The organism is Pseudarthrobacter sp. B4EP4b (genome assembly GCF_006680095.1).
Taxonomy (GTDB): Bacteria; Actinomycetota; Actinomycetes; order Actinomycetales; family Micrococcaceae; genus Arthrobacter.
In genome coordinates, this window is sequence record NZ_VHIJ01000111.1 from 1 (window position 1) to 379 (window position 379).

Consider the following 379-nt stretch of genomic DNA (forward strand, 5'->3'; position numbering starts at 1 on the left):
CAGGAAAGGACTGTTCTGCCACATGTGCCACAGCGCGTTGTCCGTGCCGCGGACGAAGACCTCCAGCCGGCCGTCGGCGTTGTTCCCCACGGTGATGTTGGACGTGAGGATGCCGCCGAGGGACGCCCAGCCGGACCAGCCGCTGTTGGGGGCCGTTTGCCACATGTGCCACAGGGCGTTGTCGGTGCCGCGGACGAAGGCCTCGAGGCGGCCGCTCGCGTTCCTGCCTACGGCGATATCGGAGGTGAGGATGCCGCCCAGGGAAGCCCAGCCGGACCAGCCGCTGTTGGGTGCTGTCTGCCACTTGTGCCAGAGGGCGTTGTCCGTGCCGCGGACGAAGACCTCGAGCCGGCCGTCGGCGTTGCTGCCGGTGGTGATG

Annotated in this window: 1 pseudogene; it reads right to left on the bottom strand. The window is 68.6% G+C overall.

The features are described 5' to 3' along the window. Positions 1 to 379, bottom strand: a pseudogene (locus FNL14_RS23110) (peptidoglycan-binding protein); the annotation flags it as partial.